At 41.7% G+C, this 21,708-nt stretch carries 17 protein-coding genes and 2 riboswitches; of the genes, 13 read left to right on the top strand and 4 right to left on the bottom strand.

Annotated features, from left to right (window positions below; all coding sequences use genetic code 11):
• Positions 1–18: 18 nt before the first annotated feature.
• From MKZ02_RS17995 to MKZ02_RS17985, 3 genes are all read left to right on the top strand, one after another.
• On the top strand, positions 19–858 hold the full coding sequence (locus MKZ02_RS17995; protein WP_340854941.1) for a TetR/AcrR family transcriptional regulator: 840 nt from the start codon (positions 19–21) through the stop codon (positions 856–858).
• 56 nt (positions 859–914) lie between these two features.
• The gene (locus MKZ02_RS17990) at positions 915–1,724 is read left to right on the top strand and encodes a pirin family protein (protein WP_340854939.1); all 810 of its coding nucleotides are present in this window, start codon (positions 915–917) and stop codon (positions 1,722–1,724) included.
• A 722-nt stretch (positions 1,725–2,446) separates the two neighbouring features.
• Positions 2,447–3,805, top strand: coding sequence for an IS1182 family transposase (locus MKZ02_RS17985; RefSeq protein WP_340854857.1), 1,359 nt, complete (start codon positions 2,447–2,449; stop codon positions 3,803–3,805).
• A 228-nt stretch (positions 3,806–4,033) separates the two neighbouring features.
• On the opposite strand, the gene MKZ02_RS17980 is transcribed toward MKZ02_RS17985, so the two are convergent.
• Positions 4,034–5,290 carry an NAD(P)-dependent malic enzyme gene (locus tag MKZ02_RS17980; RefSeq protein WP_340854937.1) on the bottom strand — a complete coding sequence of 419 codons (1,257 nt, stop codon included), beginning with the start codon at positions 5,288–5,290 and terminating at the stop codon, positions 4,034–4,036.
• Positions 5,291–5,514: 224 nt separating this feature from the next.
• On the opposite strand from MKZ02_RS17980, the gene MKZ02_RS17975 reads away from it, so the two are divergent.
• The 5 genes from MKZ02_RS17975 (at position 5,515) to metC (ending at position 10,596) form a co-directional block, all read left to right on the top strand.
• On the top strand, positions 5,515–6,300 hold the full coding sequence (locus MKZ02_RS17975) for an ABC transporter ATP-binding protein (protein WP_340854934.1): 786 nt from the start codon (positions 5,515–5,517) through the stop codon (positions 6,298–6,300).
• Positions 6,284–7,042, top strand: a complete 759-nt coding sequence (locus MKZ02_RS17970; RefSeq protein WP_340854932.1) for an ABC transporter permease — start codon at positions 6,284–6,286, stop codon at positions 7,040–7,042. The genes MKZ02_RS17975 and MKZ02_RS17970 overlap by 17 nt, the downstream gene beginning before the upstream one ends.
• 26 nt (positions 7,043–7,068) lie before the next feature.
• Positions 7,069–8,070: an aliphatic sulfonate ABC transporter substrate-binding protein gene (locus MKZ02_RS17965; RefSeq protein ID WP_340854929.1), complete on the top strand. Its 1,002-nt coding sequence runs from the start codon at positions 7,069–7,071 to the stop codon at positions 8,068–8,070.
• 69 nt (positions 8,071–8,139) lie between these two features.
• Positions 8,140–8,243, top strand: a riboswitch (SAM riboswitch).
• A gap of 71 nt (positions 8,244–8,314) precedes the next feature.
• On the top strand, positions 8,315–9,421 hold the full coding sequence (locus MKZ02_RS17960) for a methionine biosynthesis PLP-dependent protein (RefSeq protein WP_340854928.1): 1,107 nt from the start codon (positions 8,315–8,317) through the stop codon (positions 9,419–9,421).
• Between the two features lie 5 nt (positions 9,422–9,426).
• Complete coding sequence (gene metC, locus MKZ02_RS17955; protein WP_340854926.1) at positions 9,427–10,596, top strand: cystathionine beta-lyase; 1,170 nt, start codon at positions 9,427–9,429, stop codon at positions 10,594–10,596.
• A gap of 42 nt (positions 10,597–10,638) precedes the next feature.
• Here the strand turns inward: metC and MKZ02_RS17950 are convergent, their stop codons facing one another.
• On the bottom strand, positions 10,639–10,896 hold the full coding sequence (locus tag MKZ02_RS17950; RefSeq protein ID WP_120036891.1) for a GlsB/YeaQ/YmgE family stress response membrane protein: 258 nt from the start codon (positions 10,894–10,896) through the stop codon (positions 10,639–10,641).
• Between the two features lie 148 nt (positions 10,897–11,044).
• On the bottom strand, positions 11,045–12,103 hold the full coding sequence (locus MKZ02_RS17945; protein WP_340854922.1) for an FUSC family protein: 1,059 nt from the start codon (positions 12,101–12,103) through the stop codon (positions 11,045–11,047).
• 356 nt (positions 12,104–12,459) lie between these two features.
• Between MKZ02_RS17945 and MKZ02_RS17940 the strand changes: the two genes are divergently transcribed.
• The 5 genes from MKZ02_RS17940 to MKZ02_RS17920 all read left to right on the top strand — a co-directional run bounded on the left by MKZ02_RS17940 (position 12,460) and on the right by MKZ02_RS17920 (position 20,233).
• The gene (locus tag MKZ02_RS17940) at positions 12,460–12,702 is read left to right on the top strand and encodes a YueH family protein (protein ID WP_120036895.1); all 243 of its coding nucleotides are present in this window, start codon (positions 12,460–12,462) and stop codon (positions 12,700–12,702) included.
• A 92-nt stretch (positions 12,703–12,794) separates the two neighbouring features.
• Entirely contained in the window at positions 12,795–14,381 is a 1,587-nt protein-coding gene (locus MKZ02_RS17935) for a peptide chain release factor 3 (protein WP_340854919.1), read from the top strand.
• Positions 14,382–14,556: 175 nt separating this feature from the next.
• Positions 14,557–15,933, top strand: coding sequence for a Na+/H+ antiporter NhaC (nhaC, locus tag MKZ02_RS17930; RefSeq protein WP_340854917.1), 1,377 nt, complete (start codon positions 14,557–14,559; stop codon positions 15,931–15,933).
• Positions 15,934–16,091: 158 nt separating this feature from the next.
• Entirely contained in the window at positions 16,092–19,181 is a 3,090-nt protein-coding gene (locus MKZ02_RS17925; RefSeq protein WP_340854914.1) for an efflux RND transporter permease subunit, read from the top strand.
• A 69-nt stretch (positions 19,182–19,250) separates the two neighbouring features.
• Positions 19,251–19,353: riboswitch (yybP-ykoY riboswitch) on the top strand.
• A gap of 100 nt (positions 19,354–19,453) precedes the next feature.
• Entirely contained in the window at positions 19,454–20,233 is a 780-nt protein-coding gene (locus tag MKZ02_RS17920) for a TerC family protein (RefSeq protein ID WP_340854913.1), read from the top strand.
• 129 nt (positions 20,234–20,362) lie between these two features.
• Here MKZ02_RS17920 and MKZ02_RS17915 read toward each other — a convergent pair whose 3' ends face one another.
• A complete protein-coding gene (locus MKZ02_RS17915) occupies positions 20,363–20,863 on the bottom strand; it encodes a C40 family peptidase (RefSeq protein WP_340854911.1) in 501 nt (166 codons plus the stop codon).
• Between the last annotated feature and the right edge of the window lie 845 nt (positions 20,864–21,708).

Here is a 21,708-nt window from a genome sequence, read left to right as displayed (position 1 = left end):
TAACATTCAGGTGATGAAATGAACAATCGTAAACGCCAGGTTATGATGGCAGCGCACTCTCTTTTTGTAGAAAAAGGGTTTGCCGCTACTTCCATTCAAGATATTTTAGATGAAAGCCATATATCTAAGGGAACTTTTTACAATTATTTTTCTTCTAAAAGTGAATTATTAATTAATATTTTCGAGAACATTAAGTCAGAAATAAAAAAGCAGAGAACAGCCGTGCTTGCCGGTCGGCCAGTAGCTGATCGTGAAGGGTTCAGTGATCAGCTGGCTATGACGATGGAGGTTAATAAAAGAAATAATTTGTTTGCCTTGTTTCAGGGGGTATTTGCCTCTGAAGAAGAAGAACTCAAACAGCTTGTCAAGCAGCATTACTTAGAAGAATTGAAGTGGATGCAAGGCCGTATTATTGAGCTTTATGGCGAGCAGGCAAAGCCATACTCTTTGGATCTTACGCTTGTTTTTTTGGGGACTATTCAACAATTCATTCATTTATCAATGGTTACGGAAAAAGAAACGATAGATCTGAAAAGAATCATTGCTTATGGACTGCGCCGAATGGATACAGCGGTAGAAGATGTGCAAAGAAATAAAGATATTCTCCTTGGGGCGCGATTTCTTGAAAAATGGTTTCCTGAATCTACGTTATCCAAGGAAAAGAAGAAAAGTGCCATTATGCAAGAAATCAGCTCTTTGCAAAAAGAAGCCAGTCCTAATCAAAGTGAGCTTCTGACTTTTTTGCAGAATGAAATAAGTAGCGCAGAGCCTCGCATTGCTATTATAGAAGCTGTGGTCCGGGCAATTGATGACAGGGAAGAACTGGACGATCTGATTGCTCAATATTTAAAAAGCTAAATGTCTAGTGTGAGTAACTTTCTATATTAAAATAAAGCAAAGGAAGGGAATGTATCATGCGCAGCATACTTGACTCATGGAAGGTAAAGTTTAATGAGAGAGGATTTCCTCATATTCAGCAGGCTTTTGTTCTGCCGCCGGAGAAAATGCATGAATTAGATCCGTTTATCATGCTGGCCGAAGATTGGTTTAAACGAGGAACGTTTGCTGACCATCCCCATAAAGGCTTTCAAACTGTGACATATGTAATGGATGGCCGACTTGAACATATAGATAATAAAGGTGGAAGAGGCATTCTTGGGCCAGGTGATGTACAATATATGAACGCAGGCGCTGGAGCTCGGCATGCTGAAGAAGCAGTAGATGATGACATTGTTCACTCCCTTCAGCTATGGCTCAACTTACCGGCTAAGCTGAAAAACTCCACTCCTTTTTACCAGGACATTTACGCAGAGGATGTTCCCGTAAAAAAAGTAGGTTCTGCAATGGTGCGTGTGTTTGCCGGTGACGGAGGACCGATGAAGCCGCTCATTCCTTTTTCGATGGCTGAAATTTTGCTTCCGGCAAAGGAGACATACATTCACGAATTGCCGGTCGATGACACTGCCTTTATATACGTTCTTGCCGGACGGGCAGCATTTGGTGAAACCAGCGTCATTCTTGAGCAAGGATATGCTGCTACTTTAACAAAAGGCTCGTCCTTCCGTGTGGAGTCAGCAGAACGCACAAAAGTGCTCATTTATTCTGGCCAGGCACAAGGAGATCCTATCGTATCCTATGGGCCGTTTGTGATGAATTCCCGTGAGGAAATTCGTCAGGCTCTTCAAGATTTTCAGGAAGGAAAGTTTGGGCCTGAGGCGAAATAAAGAGGCTTGTTGATAGAGGTAATAAGTAAGCCATTATAAAAGGAAGAAACGAGAGAACGCAGTAAAAAAGTGAGTTCGGTTTTTTTGTGTACTGTAAACAGTGGAGGGGACAGAAGAAAATTAATAAATGGTATAGATTTTCATAAGGCAATATTAATGATAGTTGGTATATTCATGGAGAGCCTTATAATTAAGAGGGGATCTAAAGAGGAAAGGCCTTACCGTTGCAGGGGAAAGAACAGCCAATCATACTGTGGACCTAAAATCTTTCATTAGGGAAGATTCAGAAACACTGAAATGTAAGCGTTCAACCATTAAGCAGCAGTTAGATGAGCCACACTTTCAATAAAAAACATCGTGACAAGTAAAAGAATGACCGTATTATGGGCTGTTATCAGTATAAGGAAATAACAAAAAAGAGAAGCACCGAGGTGCTTCTCCAGACTGTAGACAAACTCAATGAAATTCTAGAGTTTGTCTACAGTCCTTTTTATTTTGCTTGTGAATGGGGGCTGTTGATTTCCATTCCAGGCGCTTCGCTTTCCGCGGGGCGGGCGGTGAGCCTCCTCGCCGCGAAAGCGCCTGCGGGGTCTCACCTGTCCCGCTGATCCCGCAGGAGTCTTTGCGCCATCCATTTCAATCAACAGGGGTTACAAAGTTAGAGTAGCCGTACAACCATACCTGTTTTAAAATAAATAGATCAAACACTTGAGGTGAGAAAGATGCTTTCGAAAAACAATCCAATCCAACGGAATCAAATAGAAATGATCGCTCTAGACCAGCTTGTACCAGAGAATCACCTGGTCCGTAAAATGGAGGCAGCGATGGATTTCTCTTTTATTTATGACTTGGTGGAAGGATTGTATGCGGAAGTGGGCCGCCCAAGCATTGATCCAATTATTTTAATTAAACTAACATTTATCCAATATGCCTTTGGCATTCGATCCATGCGCAAGACGATCGAGGAAGTGGAAACGAATATGGCCTACCGCTGGTTTCTCGGTTATGGATTCCATGATAAAGTGCCGCATTTCTCTACCTTCGGTAAGAACTACGAGCGTCGCTTTAAAGATACCGACCTGTTTGAACAGATCTTCTATCGTATCTTAAAAATAGCTGCCGAGAAAAAGCTCATTAGTGCGGAGCACGTTTTTGTGGATTCCACTCATGTAAAAGCTAGCGCGAATAAGCGTAAATTTGAAAAGAAAATGGTTCGCAAAGAAACACGCGCGTATCAGGAACGCCTCCAAGAAGAGATTAATCAGGACCGAGAGGATCATGGAAAAAAGCCGTTCCCGCCAGATAAGTTCGATAAAGAAGAAACGAAAGAAATCAAGGAAAGTACAACCGATCCGGACAGTGGCTACTACGTTAAAGACGAACGAACCAAACAATTTGCCTATTCCTTTCACGCGGCCGCAGACCGTAAGGGATTCGTAATTGGCACAATGGTCACACCAGGCAACACACATGACAGCCAAATCTTAGAGCCGTTAATGGAGAAAGTGATAGAAAAGGTAGGAAAACCTAAAGCTGTTGGTGCAGACGGAGCTTACAAAACACCTGCCATTGCCAGTTATTTAATGGAAAACGGCATGACACCTGCTTTGCCTTATACACGGCCGCGCACAAAAGAGGGCTTCTTCAGAAAGCATGACTATGTGTACGATGAACATTTTGACTGTTACCTTTGTCCGACAGGGGAAGTATTGAATTACTCAACGACGAATAAGGAAGGCTATCGTGAATACAGATCACCCAAACAGGTTTGTACCTCCTGCCCTTTTTTAGCTAAATGCACGGAAAGCAGAAATCATCAAAAAGTGGTGACACGCCATATTTGGCAGAAATATATGGAAGAGGCCGACCATCTTCGCCACCACGAAGAAGTTAAAGCGATTTATGCGGAGCGAAAAGAAACGATTGAGCGTGTATTCGCAGATGCAAAAGAAAAGCATGGCATGCGTTGGACAACGTTAAGGGGACTTAAAAAATTGTCGATGCAAGCGATGCTTACTTTCGCTGCCATGAATCTCAAGAAAATGGCCAGCTGGACTTGGCGAGAACCAGAAATGGCTTAAATGATGACCTCGGAGAGGTCTATCTTTCTCTCGAATGGCTTTAAAACTACCGAAAAATCAAAAGGGGTTCGGAATAAGACTATTCCGAACCCCTTTTGTCGACAAACTGAGAGAAGCACCGAGGTGCTTCTCTTTTTTATGCACTTTCTTAGACAAATACCATTTCTTCTTTTCAGCTTCTGCCTATATAGTGGCTCACGAATGTTTTGCCGGGTTGAGCGTATAGAGTTAAAAAACAACTTCGGCCGGCTCTACTTGAATCGCCGAAAGCTGATACGTTTTAGTGCGTAAGGAATCAATATCAATATGTTTACGGGCAATACCTGAACTGATGGCAGCTTGTGCCACAGCGGCAGCCACTTCAGGAGCGACACGTGCATCAAAAGGAGAAGGAATAATATAATCTGCTGACAGTTCTTGTTCGGAAACAAGAGAAGCAATAGCGTAGGCAGCAGCTGCTTTCATCTTTTCATTGATGTCTGAGGCTCTCGTATCAAGCGCCCCTCTGAAAATCCCTGGAAAAGCAAGAACGTTGTTTACCTGGTTAGGGAAATCTGATCGGCCTGTACCGATCACCGCTACACCGGCTGCTTTTGCTTCAGCAGGAGTAATTTCTGGATTAGGATTAGCCATCGCAAAAACAATTGGATCTCTTTCCATCGTACGAACCATTTCAGGTGTTAATACCCCAGGAGCGGAGACACCGATAAAAACATCACTATTTTTCACGATCTCTTCTAACGGTCCTTCTGCCTTTTTGGCATTTGTAAAGGAGGCGACATCCTTTTTGATCGGATTCATTCCGCATGGGCGGCCTTGATAAATAGCTCCTTTTGTATCGCACATGATGATTTCTTTTACACCGAAATTATTTAGAAGCTTTGCAATGGCGATGCCAGCTGCACCTGCCCCATTAATAACAATTTTTATTTCGTCGAAAGTCTTATTCACAAGTTTAAGGGCGTTAATCAAACCAGCTAGTGTGACGATCGCTGTACCATGCTGGTCATCGTGAAAAACAGGAATGTCCAGTTCTGCCTTTAAGCGCTGTTCGATAAAAAAGCAGTGGGGTGCTTTTATATCTTCCAGATTAATTCCTCCAAAAGATGAAGTGAGTAACTTAACAGTTTTAATGACTTCTTCGGGATCTTTCGTATCAAGGCAGAGAGGAAAAGCATCCACACCGGCAAAGTTTTTCAGCAGAATCGCTTTGCCTTCCATAACCGGCAAAGAGGCGTCTGCTCCAATATCTCCAAGCCCTAATACGGAAGTGCCGTCAGAAATGACAGCTACAGTATTCGCTTTCATTGTATAATCATAAATCTTTTCGCTGTTTGCTTGAATGGCGAGACAAGGCTCGGCGACTCCAGGAGAGTAAACCAGGCTTAAATCTTTTAAATTTTTAACATTTAATTTAGCCTTTGTTTCTAGCTTTCCTTGGTGGCTTCGGTGAATTTCCAGTGCTTCTTGTTTTAAGTTTTTCATAATCTCCTCTTCTCCTTAATTAATCACGCTCATGCTACAGTTACGCTACGAAGTAATGTTTTTAATTCTATAACATCCTAAAAAGATAATCAACAGAAGAATCAGAAAATTTAATTAACTAAAAGAAAAAATTTTTAGTAAACAATTGACTTTCCAAGCATAAAGTATATAATACAAATAAATCCGATTAGATAAATATGATTAATAAAAAAGATGGTGATTACATGTTTTTACACATAGACCATGTCAATAAACAGTTTACGAATAATAAAGTTACAAATGATGTATTAGTTGATGTGAGCGCTGTAATAAATGAGGGTGAATTTGTTTCGATACTTGGGCCTTCCGGCTGCGGAAAATCAACATTATTATCTATGGTCGCAGGATTAAGTGAAGCTTCATCCGGTGAAATTAAGCTCGAGGGAAAAACAATCAAAAAACCCGGAAAAGACAGAGGCATGGTGTTCCAGCAGGCAGCTTTATTTCCTTGGCTGAATGTTGAGGAAAATGTCATGTTCCCTCTTAAAAAAGAAATGAATAAAAAAGAAGCGAAAGAAACAGCTCGCCAGTTTTTGCAAATGGTCCAACTTTCCCATTATGCTGGCCATTATCCACATGAACTGTCGGGAGGAATGCAGCAGCGGGTAGCGATTGCCCGGGCACTTGCCATGAATCCAAAAGTATTGCTTATGGATGAGCCGTTTGGTGCATTGGATGAACAGACAAGGGCACGCATGCATGCAGAGCTTGAAAAGATTTGGACAGAAACACAAAAAACAATTCTATTTGTTACCCATAGCATCTCTGAATCTATTAAGCTATCTGACCGCATCATTGTTATGGGAACACAGCCAGGGACGATCATTGCTGACATTCCAGTGGATATACCAAGGCCACGGAAATTTGATCAGAAAGAAGTTATCCAGCTTGAAAAGCAAATTAGCCTGTTGTTGAAAAATGAAATCGATAAAGTAGTAAAAGAGGAACTGGCCTATGCAGCGAATCATTAAACAGCTTGTTTTTTTTATCGTATTGTTTATTGCCTGGGAAGGAATTGTGCGAGCTGGCGGCTGGACACCGGATGTAATGCCGAAGCCGACGGATGTTTGGCAGGCACTTGTTCGCGGCTTTGAAGATAAAACTTTGATTTTTGACTTAGTTGCCAGCTTTGAGCGCTTGTTCGTCGGCCTGCTTATTTCTTTAGTACTGGGAGTGGGCATCGGTATTTTGCTTGCCAAATCAAAAACTGCTGATGAAACACTCGGTTCACTTATTTTAGCTCTTCAAAGCGTACCGAGTATTGTCTGGCTGCCGCTTGCTATTATGTGGTTTGGATTGAATGAAAAATCCGTTATTTTCATTGTTGTTCTTGGCGGAACGCTCGTTATGACAATTAATATGCGAATGGGAATCAAAAGTGTGGCTCCGCTCTATATTCGGGCTGCACAAACAATGGGCTCAAGAGGAATCGATTTATTCATAAGAGTTATTTTTCCAGCGGCCATCCCTTATGCGGTTACAGGGGTTCGGCTAGCATGGGCGTTTGCATGGCGCGCTCTAATGGCTGCTGAAATTTTGAGCACAGGACCAGGATTAGGATACACACTAAAATATGCTTCTGATTTTGGAGACATGAGCCTGGTTATTGCTGTCATGATTTTGATTGGTATTATCGGAAGCATCGTAGATTATGCGTTTTTCCAAAGAGTAGAGAAAAATGTTATGCGGCGCTGGGGACTTGAAACAAATTAACATTCTTAGTTAGTGAGGGAGAGAATATGAAAAAGAAGCTTGGTTATTTTGGCTTCATTCTGCTTTTGTTGGCGAGTGTACTGGCCGGCTGCAACTCAGCGGAAGAAGGAAAATCTGGAGAGAAAAAGAAAGTCGTCATTGGATATTTTCCCAACCTTGACCACGTGCCGGCAATGATTGCCCGGGAAAAGGGGTATTACGAGGAAGCGCTTGGTAAGGATGTAGATGTTGAATATAAATCCTTCCCGGATGGCGGGGCATTTATGGTTGCCCTGAAAACAGGAGACGTTCAGGCAGGGCTTGTCGGGCCTGGACCGGTAATGAACAACTTTACTAATGGAGCGGACGTGAAAATTGTCGCCGGCAGTTCTTCAGGTGGCACAGTGATCGTTGCCCGGAAAGGCAGCGGAATTAATTCTGTTAAAGATTTTGCAGGCAAAACATTTATTACTCCAGGTGTTGGCTGTACACATGACGTCCAAATGGAAACATTCGTTAAAGATTTCGGTCTTGAATCAAACCGGATTGGTGGTAGCATGAAGCATACAACAGGCAAGCCGGCCCAATATGCAGGTCTGTTTGAATCAGGCAAAGTAGATCTTGCTGCTGTTCCTGAACCATGGGGTTCCTTGCTTGTTAAAGAAGAGGGAGCCAAGATTATTGTGGATAGTGATGAAATTGCCTTCGGTACGACATTGCCTAACTCCGTACTCGCCACGAGCGGTAAATTAATAAAAGAAGATCCTGAACTTGTGCAAGATATTGTAGATGCTCATAAAAAAGCGATTGATTTTATTAACAATAATCCAGAAGAAGCGAAAAAGTTAACGATTGCAGCGATTAAAAAAGATACAAAACAAGAATTGGCAAAAGATGTGGTTGATAGTGCATGGAAAAGAATTACGTACACAGCTGACGTAAATGAAAAAGTTGTGCAGGAATTTGCTGACTCTTCATATGACTTGAAATTCCTAAAAAAACAGCCTGATTTCACTGCTTTGATTGATAATCAATTTGCCAAAAAATAAAATATTGAAAAAACTCTTGTCATTTCTATCTTTTTACTGTACATTTAAAAAAAGTTAAAATTTCATAGGTTCTTATCAAGAGAAGCGGAGGGACTGGCCCGATGATGCTTCAGCAACCGGCTACGTAAAGTCAAGGTGCTAACTCCAGCGGGTTTCATCCCGGAAGATGAGAGGAAGATAATCAAAAGCCTTCTTCTTAAGAAGGCTTTTTTATTTTTCGCGCATACATAAAGGAGAGAAGAACATGTCACATACACACATTGATACATTGCTAGCACAAATTGGGAATCGCAGCGAAACAGCAACGGGAACAGTGAATGCACCTGTCTATTTTTCAACTGCTTATCGTCATGAGGGAATTGGCCGTTCAACCGGCTATGATTATACACGCACAGGAAATCCAACACGACAAATTGTCGAACAAGCGATTGCTGATTTGGAAGGCGGGGATGCAGGCTTTGCTTTTGCCTCAGGCATGGCGGCCATCCAGACACTTCTTGCATTGGCTGAACCTGGGGATGAGTGGCTCGTCTCTGCTGATCTATATGGAGGCACATATAGGTTATTTGAGAAAGGATGGAAAAAATTCGGCTTATCTTTTGTATATGACAGTTTTCAGGATATCAGTGAAGCGAAAAAGAAAATAACAGAAAAAACAAAAGTGATCTTTTTGGAGACACCGACTAATCCGCTTATGCAGGAAGTAGATATTGAACTAGTGGCAGCATTGGCAAAAGAGCATGACTTGTTGTTGATCGTTGACAATACGTTTTACACGCCGCTTTTGCAGCGTCCGCTAACTCAGGGAGCTGATATTGTCATTCATAGTGCAACGAAGTATTTAGGAGGCCATAACGATTTGCTGGCCGGCTTGATCGCAGTAAAAGGAGAGAAGCTGGCGCTTTCAGTGGAAGAGATGCAAAATGCTGCCGGAGCTGTTTTAGCCCCGCTGGATTCCTGGCTGTTAGTACGGGGGATGAAAACGCTGAGCCTGCGTATGAAACAACATGAGCAAAACGCAAAGCAAATTTCGGAATTTCTGCGATGTTGCCCGGAGGTCACTGATGTTTTATATCCGGGACGGGGGGGAATGCTCTCTTTTCGGTTAGAATCAGCAAAATGGGTGGACGACTTCTTAAGAAATCTGAAGCTTATTACATTCGCTGAAAGCCTTGGGGGAGTCGAGAGTTTCATTACTTATCCGGCAACGCAGACACATATGGATGTGCCTGAAGAGGTTCGCATTCAAAATGGTGTTTGTAACCGCCTGCTCCGCTTTTCAGTAGGAATTGAACATGCAGACGACTTAATTGATGACTTGACACAAGCTTTCAAGAACATGAAGGGGTGAAAAATATGAGTGATAATTATTCTTTCCAAACAAAACTATTGCATAACAGCCATAAATTCGATGAAGGAACCGGAGCGGTCAGTGTACCGATTCAGCATGCTTCTACATTCCATCAAAAGGACTTTGATCAATTTGGCAGTTATGATTACAGCCGTTCTGGGAATCCGACGCGAGAAGCGTTAGAAACTGCCATTGCTGAACTTGAGGGCGGCACGCGGGGCTTTGCCTTTTCATCAGGCATGGCAGCCATTTCTACGGCCTTTCTTTTGCTTTCTAAAGGAGACCATATATTAATTACAGAAGATGTATACGGCGGCACGTATCGCATGGTCACAAGTGTCTTGAACCGTTTCGGTATTGAACATACATTTGTGGACATGACGAATCTGCATGAAGTGGCCTCAAACATAAAAGAGAATACGAAATTAATTTATATGGAAACGCCGTCCAATCCATTGCTGAAAGTAACGGATATAAAGGGAATTGTTAAATTGGCTAAAGCAAATAATTGCCTGACATTTGTGGATAACACATTTCTTACACCAGCTTTGCAGCGTCCGCTTGATCTTGGTGTAGATCTTGTTCTGCACAGCGCTACTAAGTTTTTATCGGGACATAGCGATGTACTAGCTGGCCTGGCTGTAACAAAAGACAAAGAACTGGGTGATCGCTTGTATGCTTTGCAGAATTCATTTGGAGCCGTTCTTGGTGTGCAAGATGCCTGGCTTGTGCTGAGAGGCTTGAAAACTCTTCATGTCCGGCTTGAACAGTCTTCTAAATCCGCACAAAAATTAGCTGAGTTTTTACAAAAACATGAGCTTGTAGAAAAAGTTTATTATCCAGGATTATCTGATCATGAGGGACACGTCGTTCATTCTTACCAGTCAACTGGTCCGGGAGCTGTGCTCTCCTTTGAATTAAAAGATGAAGAGGCTGTGCGTAAGTTCGTTAATCAGGTGAAGATTCCCGTGTTTGCTGTCAGCCTCGGAGCAGTAGAGTCAATCTTGTCTTATCCGGCAAAAATGTCTCATGCCGCTATGCCGAGGGAGGAACGGTATAAGAGAGGGATTACAGACGGACTGTTAAGGTTGTCGGTCGGCCTGGAATCTGTGGAGGATTTAATCAATGACTTTGAAGAAGCCTTGCAAGTTGTGAAATTACCTATTTCTTTGTAAAATAAAAAACGGAAAGCGTTAGCTTTCCGTTTTTTATTAGAATTAAGCACGGCCACGACTCATGCTCTTCATAATAAAGCTTACAACGAATACAAGAATGATCGCACCAATTAAAGCTGGGATGATCGCCATACCGCCGATGTCAGGACCCCAATCTCCAAGAAGTGCACCACCAATCCAAGCGCCGATGATACCAGCAATGATGTTACCAATAATGCCACCTGGAATGTCCTTGCCTAAAATAAGTCCGGCTAACCAGCCGATGATTCCTCCAACGATTAAAAACATTATAAAGCCCATTTTGTTTCCTCCTTACTTTTTTTATGTTCCGTGCTTGCTTTATTTATTCCCGGATTCATTCATATAAAACATAAAAAGTCAACTAAAAAAAGAAAAAAAGTTTCCAAAATTGGTTTATAATTTCACAAAGTGGGAAAAAGCAACAAGCTTATTTCCTATAATCATACAAAGGAGGGGATGATTGCTTTTGCAGGAAGATAGAGTGTGACTCCAATTCTTCTGCTAATTCAAAAATAGCAAGCAATTCATAAAGAAGAGAGATTTCAATGGAAAAAAGTCTGTTCATTTCTTCAGATTCTGCACCTGCTTCCGCTTTAGCATACCAGAACTCTTCTATAATAGGCTGCATACACTCATGTAATGGGCGCTCTAACTGTTTAGATGGATCTTCAATAAAAGAGGCTAGTATCAATACAGACTGACGAATACGTTCTTTTTGCGTGTAATTCCAGAAGAGAGGCTCAGGATCAAGAGTGAGTAAATTTCCAAGATGAAAATGAATTTGCCGCAGTGTCTCTAGTTTTTTTACGTGAAAGTGAACTTTTCGGCGCTCTTCTTGTGTAGAACGGTGATAGCGCCATTCTTCTCGTTGAAAATGACAAAGTGTTTCAGTTTTCTCAAATAAATGTTGGTCTGACTGATAAATGAACTTAAAGCTATCTGCATGTTTCTCTTCTAAAAGAGCATCAACTGTATCGATTAATAACCGTGACGTTTTCGTATGAAGTACATGTAGCTTCTTTGAAATCTCGGCTGAATAATCAGGAGGCATAATAAATAAATTCACCAGTGTCGAAACAATCAGGCCAATGCTTGTGGTGCCAAGACGTGTAAAGAAAGCCTGTGCAAAGTGGGCCTCTGTTACTTCAATCATCGCTATGGCCGATAAGGTAGCAACGAGCAGACCGGCATCAAGTTTAAGTTTTGAGCAAGTAAAGATAGTCAACACGGCTGCCAGTGTAAATGTCAGTGCGCTGTGCCCAAATAAATAGGTAAACAGCATAGCGTAAGCTGCTCCAATGATAGAAGCAGGAAAACGAATAAGTCCTTTTTGAATGGAAGCAGCGACTGTCGGTTCAATTGTAACAATCGCGGTGATGACAGCAAAAACGGGAGGCCAGTTAAGGGCTTCACAAATAATAGCTGTGATAAAAACAGCCGTCCCTGTTTTTATAATACGGCTGCCGGGAAGTCGGAAAATATGCATAAAACCACCTGAATTTTTTCATTTTGTCGTACAACCGAGTATACCATATACCGTAAACGCTTTTGGAGGGAAAAAAGGCGGTATCAAAAGCTGTCTATAAAGGACTGATTGCTCAGATGAACACCATGACCATTGAAGGTTTTCATTCCTTCTAAAAGAAGGGGAAGAGAAGAATAGCAACAAAGTCGAGAACTCTCCAAAGATCATGTATACTTTTTCTCTCTTCATCTTTTCTTGTCAGCCTTGCAAGTGTATAGTTTATAATGGAATGATTAGATAGACAGCAAGAGGGTAACTCATTAAATGGATAAAATGTCTAAGTATATGTATATAGTCTTAAATAAGGGTGATTCAACGTGAAAATCAGAAAAAGCTATTCAAACGGTGAAGAAATAAAAGTATTTATTTATGAGAATAAAAAAGAGGAAACATTTGTTATCGCTGTTCCTTCTATTGAATGGTCGAATTCTTTTACTTATGAAGAGTCAGGAGAGCAATTGGTAGAGCGACTTACAGCTTCTTTGAATCGCACGTCTTTGGATGAACAGGCGGCTTTGGAAATAGCCCAGCGCATTTATCAATGGACATGCGAAATGTAATGGACGTAAAATACTTTTTCCGCTATATTAATTTCTTGTAGAAAGTGAACAACAGGCGAACGGATTTTATTTTTGAAAGGATTGGCTACCATATGGCTTCATTAAAAGAAGAAGTTCTCTCCAGGAGAACATTTGCAATTATTTCCCACCCAGATGCGGGGAAAACGACATTGACTGAGAAACTGCTGCTGTTTGGAGGCGCAATCCGCGATGCCGGGACAGTAAAAGGAAAGAAAACTGGAAAGTTTGCTACATCAGACTGGATGGAAATCGAAAAGCAACGGGGAATTTCCGTTACCTCTTCCGTTATGCAATTCCATTATCAAGATTGTCATGTGAACATTCTTGATACACCGGGGCATGAGGATTTCAGTGAAGATACGTATCGTACGCTTATGGCGGTGGATAGTGCCGTCATGATTATTGATGCGGCTAAAGGGATTGAAGCACAGACAAAGAAACTATTTAAAGTATGTAAAATGAGGGGCATCCCAATTTTTACGTTTATTAATAAATTAGACCGTCAATCGAAACCGCCACTTGAACTGCTGGCAGAGCTTGAAGAGGTGCTCGGTATTGAATCCTATCCGATGAACTGGCCAATCGGCATGGGAAAAGAGTTTTTCGGTATTTACGACCGCTTCAACGAACGGATCGAACAATTTCGTACGGAGAAAGAAGAAGACCGCTTTCTTCCTCTCAATGACGAGGGAGAATTAGCAGTGGACCATGAAATTAAAAAATCTGCTTTATATGATCAAATGCTTGAAGAAGTTATGCTGTTGGAAGAAGCGGGCAATGAATTTTCTAAAGAAAGAATCGCAGAAGGAGAACTGACACCTGTCTTTTTCGGCAGTGCCTTAACTAATTTCGGTGTTCAGACGTTTTTAGAAACATACTTGCAATTTGCTCCTCCTCCTCAGCCGCGTCAGTCCGACCAAGGGGAAATTGATCCTGCCGGCGAACAGTTTTCTGGATTTATCTTTAAAATCCAGGCTAATATGAACCCGGCCCATCGTGATCGAATTGCTTTCTTCCGTATCTGTTCAGGGAAATTTGAGCGGGGGATGAGTGTTACGCTGACAAGAACAGGCAAGACATCAAAAGTGTCACAGTCAACACAGTTTCTAGCAGATGACCGCAGTACCGTGAACGAAGCGGTTAGCGGGGACATTATTGGTTTGTACGATACAGGGAACTATCAGATTGGCGACACACTAGTGGGTGGAAAGCCACTCTTCCAATACGAAAAGCTGCCGCAGTTTGCTCCTGAGCTATTTGTCAAAGTGAGCGCTAAAAATGTAATGAAGCAAAAAAGCTTCCATAAAGGCATTGAACAGCTTGTTCAGGAAGGAGCTATTCAGCTCTATAAAACACTGCATACCGAAAACTATATTCTCGGTGCGGTCGGCCAGCTGCAGTTTGAAGTGTTTGAACATCGGATGAAAGGTGAATACAATTCCGAGGTGATCATGGAGCCGATGGGATCTAAAATTGCCCGCTGGGTGGAAAATGAAGAGGCAGTGAAAGAAAGCCTGTCCAGTTCACGAAGCTTACTCGTGAAAGACCGACAAGGAAAGCTCGTCTTTTTATTTGAGAATGAATTTGCGCTCCGCTGGTTTCAGGATAAAAATGAACAAATTAAGCTTTATCATCCACTGGAAGAAGAAACACATTAATTGCAATAGTTGTATAAAAAATAGTCTGTCCTCAGGACAGACTATTTTTTTAAAAGTTATTATTTTAAAAAAACGATTGACAGTAAAATCATCGTCGTTAATAATGAATAGAGTTACTTCAACGCATAAAAGCGTTCAAGCAAAAAAGTTAGGGACAACATTTGAGGTGGACATAATGTTTAGAATTGAATCAAAGGCAAAGCCTTCTTTGTCGGCTGCACTTATTTTAACGATAATGATCGTAGCATTGATCAGCTTCTCGATCATCAAACTTGAATCTGTGCCGCATATTCCTATTCTGCTTGCTATTTTTGTGTTGCTTACGTATGGTGCTTTTAAAAAAATCCCGTTAAGAGCAATGGAAGAGGGGATGATTGACGGGGCAAAAAGCGGAATGGGTGCTGTTTTTATTTTCTTTCTTATTGGTGTGCTAATTAGCAGTTGGATGTTGTCAGGTACAATTCCTACAATGATCTATACAGCTTTCGACCTTGTTACCCCGCACTTTTTTTATAGCATTGTTTTTATTGTGACAGCGATCGTCGGACTAGGAATTGGAAGTTCGTTAACCACTGTTGCTACGATTGGTGTTGCTTTTCTAGGGGTAAGCCAGGCTGTGGATGCTTCAGCCGCCATTACAGCTGGAGCTATTGTATCCGGCGCTTTCTTTGGAGACAAAATGTCCCCGCTTTCAGATACGACGAACCTGGCAGCATCCATTGTCGGTGTGGACTTGTTTACGCACATACGTAATATGTGCCGGACAACCGTTCCCGCTTTTTTTATCACACTTGTTTTATTCGGTGTTATTTCACCGCAAGTGGAACAGACACAATTTCCGAAAGTAGAGGCCATTAAGGTGGCATTAGAAAAAATGGATCTCATTCATTGGTATGCATGGCTGCCTCTCTTGCTGCTTTTCGTCTTATCGTTGAAGAGGGTGTCGCCAATTGTTACACTTGCCCTCAGCTCCGTATTCGGCGTGCTGCTATCTTTTTTCCATTCTGGGAAATCTTTTGCTGAAGTATGGACCATCCTATTTTCTGGCTTTGTGTCAAAGACAGGAAATGCGGATGTGGATGCTTTGCTGACAAGAGGGGGACTTGACAGCATGATGTTTACTGTTTCCCTTGTCTTGCTCTCTTTAGGATTGGGTGGACTTTTATTTTCGCTTGGCATCGTGCCTCGCTTATTTGAAGCCATTGAGCAGTATTTACGAAAAGTGGGCAGCACAGTGGCAGCCGCCGCTTTTTCTGCGATCGGCATTAACTTTATTATTGGTGAGCAATATTTATCGATTCTACTAACAGGAGAAGCTTTTAAACATCAATTCGAGAAAGTCGGATTGGCGCGAAAAAATTTATCGAGAACATTAGAAGATGCCGGCACAGTTATTAATCCACTTGTTCCTTGGGGCGTATGTGGTGTATTTATAACGAAGATGCTTGGCGTGGCGACTATCGATTATGCACCATTTGCTTTTTTCTGTCTATTAAGTCCAGTGCTTACTATTTTGTATGGGATGACTGGGTGGACATTAACAAAAAAGTAGTCACATAAAAAAGAAGAACGCACTGTGCGTTCTTCTTTTTTATGGATTTTTCTTTAGTTGTATGAATCTGCCATTAAAGTTGAACAGTATATAGCAGTGCATTATAGTTAAAAGGACAAATCATTTAAAAGTGAAAACTAGCCGAAAGGAGATTTATTTTGAGAATCAGCAACTTTTCTATCAAGAGACCTGTTTTTACGACCGTAGTTATGTTTTTAATAATCATTCTCGGCGTAGTTTCTTTATTAAAAATACCATTGAAATTGATTCCTGATATTAATCCTCCGATTGCCGTTGTTGTCACCTCTTATGAAGGGGCAAGCCCGGTAGAGGTTGTTGAAAAAGTAACAAAACCGCTGGAAGGGAGCTTATCGACCCTTCCAGGGATCAAGAACATTACATCGACAACGAGAGAAGGTTCTAATTTGATTCTCATGGAATTTTCCTGGAGCACAAACATTGATGATGTTCAATCGGATGTTCTCCAGCGAATTGATCGGACGCCTCTTCCGAAAGATGTAAGCAAGCCTCAATTTATGAAGTTTGACCCTTCTCAATTTCCTATTATTCAATTATCTCTGCAGTCCGTTGGAAATGAAAAAGAGTTGCAAGAGCTGGCTGATCAGTTGGAGAAAGATTTAATGACAGTCGAGGGGATCGCTAGTGTAAACGTTTCCGGCACGCTTGATGAGGAGATTGTCATTCAATTGGATGAGAAAAAGCTGAAACAATACCATTTAGCACAGTCTGATATTGTGCAATTAATCCAAGCGAATAATATTTCTCTTCCGGGCAGTCCTGTTGAATCAGAGGGCATGTCGCTGACCACGAGAATTGTCAGCCAACTGACAGATGTGGAAGAAGTGAAAAATCTAGTAGTGACAGTTAATCCACTTAGTGGAGAAGAGATTACGATTGGTGATGTGGCTGCTGTCCAATCAAAGAAAAAAGAAACAGGCAGCTTTACGAGAGCCAATAAGCATCCTGCTGTTCTGTTAAGCGTCTTGCAGCAAGCTGATGCCAACACAGCAGAAGTATCTAAACAATTCCAAGAGAAGCTTGACCAATTGATGGGAGAAAAGCGCTACGAAAGCATTAAAGCGGATATTTTGTTTGACCAGGGGGATTACGTTCGTCTAGCTATTGGAAACATCGGCAGTTCGCTTCTTTTGGGCGGAGTGTTAGCCATGCTTGTTTTGTTTGCTTTTTTAAGGAATGTGAAGAGCCCTCTTATTATTGGAGTAGCCATTCCTTATTCGGTGATCGTTACATTTGTACTTATGTATTTCGCCGACTTTAATTTGAATATTATGACTCTTGGAGCACTCGCCTTGGGGATCGGCATGCTTGTTGATAATGCCATTGTGGTCATTGAGAATATTTACCGTCACTTATCGATGGGGAAAGATTCCCGACAGGCGGCCCGCGATGGAGCGAAGGAAGTAGGAGCAGCCATTACGGCTTCCACATTAACAACAGTGGCTGTCTTTCTACCGGTTGTTTTCATTTCGGGAATTCTCGGTCAAATCTTTAAAGAATTTGCCTTGACCATTTCTTTTAGCCTGGCAGCCTCCCTCATCGTCGCCTTGACCGTTATTCCGATGATGGCCAGCCGGTGGCTGAAGCTTCCCGAGTCCCAGAAAAACATAAAAAAAGAACCAAAGATTGCCGAGCGGTATGAGTCGGCCATTCGCTGGTCATTGCGCCATCGGCTGCTCGTCATTCTGATATCGCTTGTTATGCTTGTTGTCGGTGGATGGGGGCTGACAACGGTTGGCTCCCAATTTCTCCCGGCAACCGATGAGGGCTTTTTTAACATTCGAATGGAAGTGGAGCAGGGAACTTCTTTACAAGAGACAAATAAAGTTGTTGAAGCGATAGAAAAAGAATTAGGAAAAGAGAAGGATGTAGACGTCTATGTTAGCCTTGTAGGCTCGACTCAGGAAGATTCCTTTAGAGGCACCGGTTCTTCCAATAAGGCCGAGCTATATGTAAAATTAAAGCCGCTTGAAAAAAGAGAACGCTCTGTTTTTGCGTTTGTTGATGACGTGAAACCGGATGTCGAGAAGGCTGCCCGTCTTGTTAACCGGACGGCGGAAGTCACATTCGAGATGCAGTCGGCATCAGGCTCCAGCCCGCAAACATTAACGTTTAACGTACGTGATATGAATCCGGAACGGCTTGATCACACAGTTAAAAAAGTAGAGAAAGCCGTTGCCAGCATCAATGACATTACAGAAGTATCAACGAATAGAGAAGAAACTGTAAAAGAAATACAAATAAAGATCAAGCGAGATCAGGCACTGGCAGCAGGGCTGGCTCCGGCGCAAATTGCTTCCATTGTTAATGATGCAACGAGAGGGGTCACTGCTACACAAATTATCAATAAAAACTCTGCCGTCCAAACGGTAGTTGTCCGCTATAATGAACAAGTAACGAAAAATGTAGATAAGCTAAAAAAATTGCTCATAAAGACTCCGGCAGGCAACTTTTACCCATTGGAGACATTGGCAGATATTAAAGTGCAACAAGGGCCGGTAGTGATTCAGCGCATTAACCAACAGGAGGCTGTACAGTTTACAACGAAGTATACAGCCGGTACGAACTTGGGAGCTGTTTCTGAAAAGGTAGATGAAAAGATAGCTGGACTTGATCTACCTGAGGACACAACGATTACATTTGGTGGCGATCGGGATTTATTGGAAAGCTCTATTAATGATATGATTCTTGCGCTTGTATTGGCCATTGTCCTAATTTACATTGTCATGGCTGCACAGTATGAATCATTTAAGTATCCATTTGTTATCATGTTTACTGTACCGCTTATGGTCGTTGGCGTCGCTCTTGCCCTGGTAATGACGAGAACACCAATAAGTATACCGGCCGTAATTGGTATACTTATTCTCGCCGGCATTGTCGTTAATAATGCCATCGTGATTGTGGATTACATTATCCAAAGAAAGAGAAGCGGGCTCAACAGTTATGAGGCGATTATAGAGTCGGCGAAAGATCGGGCGCGTCCAATTCTAATGACGGCTTTAACAACCATCCTTGGTCTTGTTCCGCTGGCAGCAGGGCTTGGAGGGGGTACGGAGATTAACCAGCCGATGGGAATTACTGTGATCGGCGGCCTATTGTCGAGTACATTGTTAACTCTATTCGTTATTCCTGTTGTCTATAGTTTCTTTGACAAAGAAACCAGAAACCTAAATAAGAAAAAAGGCAATGAAATAAAAAAAGACAATTAAAATAAAAAAATGTTTACAAGCTGCCTAGGAAGATTTATACTGAAGATACAAACAACAGAATCTTCAGTGACGCAAGTCAAAGGGGAGTAGCGTTAGGTATCTTACCTAAAACAAAGTCGTCAATTCATGGATGGTATCCATCGGCTTTGTTGACATGAGTAGAAGCATGTCCAGCAAGACCTTTGCCTATTAAAGGCAAAGGTCTTTTTTGTTGTTTAAATTTGAAGAAATTGGAGAAAAATACTAAAGGATTACAGGAGGAGATTTTATCAATGGATGCAGCAATGTTATTGGAGTACGGCTGGGTACTACTCGTACTAGTGGCGCTTGAGGGGATTCTTGCCGCTGATAATGCCGTGGTTATGGCGGTTATGGTTAAGCACTTGCCAAAAGAGAAGCAAAAGAAGGCTTTATTCTATGGGTTGGTCGGAGCTTTTATTTTCCGCTTTATCGCTTTATTTCTCATTACGTTTCTAGTGAAAGTGTGGCAAGTACAGGCCATCGGTGCCCTTTACCTGTTTTTCATCTCTTTTAACCACTTGTATAAAACATGGAAGAACAAAGGAAAGGGTGAGGAGGAAGAGCATGAAGTGAAAGAATCAAAAGGCTCTTCTTTCTGGGTGACAGTATTAAAGGTAGAAATAGCAGATATCGCTTTTGCGATTGATTCCATGCTGGCAGCTGTAGCTTTAGCCGTTACTCTGCAGCCGACTGGATGGTTCCATATTGGCGGAATTGATGCCGGACAGTTCATTGTTATGTTCCTTGGTGGATTAATTGGTGTAGTTATTATGCGTTTTGCTGCTACGTGGTTTGTTAAGTTGCTGCAAAATTATCCAACATTAGAGACAGCAGCCTTTATGATTGTAGGCTGGGTCGGTGTAAAATTAGCAGTCTTTACCTTATCCCATCCGAAAGTGCATATTCTTGATGAGCATTTCCCTGAATCTACTCCATGGAAATTAACATTCTGGATTGTTCTTGTGGCTCTTGCTCTCGGAGGTTATATCTTTGCCAGAAAAAAAGGACCAGTTAACATATCCGAGCAATAAATCATGACGTCAACACTTAAATGAATGATAGTTGAAGATAAATTCTATCTACAAACTAAAGCGCAGCCACCGGCTGCGCTTTAGTTATGTGAGTTCAGAAATAATGAAAATCATCGAATAATAGAGAGGTTATTTAATGATTCTCTTGGCACCTACATATTTTGTTTTCCAATAGCTGTTGTTCATATCGATAATAGATACTCCGTTTTTAGTGGAAACACCGATCATTTGACCCTTATCTAAATAAATGGCTACAAAGCTAATTGTGTTGCCTTTCTTTCCCGTTGTGTTATAGAAAACCAAATCGCCTTTTTTAAGCTGATCTTTAGCAACTGGACTTCCTTTTTTATAGATTTCTGCTGAGTTGCGTGGTAATTTTACCCCATATTTTCCGTAGACATGTTGAACATATCCGGAAGAATCGAAACCTTTAATTGTCGTTCCCCCCGCTTTAAAAGGCACACCTTTCAGCTTAAGAGCATAATCGGTAATATTTTTAACTTGTTGCTGGGGTGTGAGTTTTTGAGCCGTTTGTTGTGAAGGTGCAGCAGGAGATGAAGCGAATACTGAAGTACCCGCAGAACATACCATCATTGTTGCTAATCCGAAACCAACTATTTTCTTTTTCATTTTACATTCCTCCATTGTCATCATTAAAGTAATTGTAGCTTCACATGAATGGTCCAGCTAGTTTGTTAAGGAGCAGCTGTCTGCATTAGACTGGATAAGCCCCGTTCCGCTTTGCTATTCATTGCTACTGTTCTCTCTTTCTAGGCGAGTTTCATAAAAAGAGAGCCTGCTTCTATAGGTTTTCAATTTTTTCTGGATACACGCCGATAGCAAACACTATTCCTTTTTTAAAAGAGAGAGTCCTTGATAGTTCTCTGATCTTCCAGCCTGCCGGCATCCCTCTTGCACGTCTCAGCAGCTGTCATCCAGCTGATATTGTATCTATTACCCTCTTTTCCTATCTTTTCTCCCTGTTCCTTCTTTTTTACATATGAACAAATAGAGAAGAGGGGGCATTGTTTTATAAACAACGAAGAGCTTATCCATTCCACCTCTCTTAAAGACAATTGTTTAGATTGCTTGTCTCCCTACAAGTTCTATCGGCGTCACAATAACCGCCTCAGAAGACAAGAAGGGGGAGAATGGAAAAGAGCTTTCATTAGCTTCTGCTGCTTTTGTGACTTGCAGTGCCTAAATTAAAATGGCTGGGTCAGGCAAAAGGTTGCATCCGCTCAGAGAAGATATAAGAGTATAGATATCGTAAATGTTTTTCTACACCCAGTTGCCATTCACCTCCTTTTATTGGATGCCCTTCATAATTTTACTATACAAAATAAAGAGGAGAAAAGTATAATAAAAAGCTTAAAAATCATTACATAATAGCTGCACTGAAAGAAAGAGTTTAGCCTGAGTTTCGTGTGCTAGTTCGCTGTCTATTTTCAGCATCCTATCGTACCAATGAAGAA

It is taken from the genome of Pseudobacillus sp. FSL P4-0506 (assembly GCF_038003025.1).
Classification (GTDB): domain Bacteria; phylum Bacillota; class Bacilli; order Bacillales; family Domibacillaceae; genus Pseudobacillus.
Note: the sequence above shows the minus strand (reverse complement) of the source record. Positions and strands in the feature narration are given on the sequence as shown.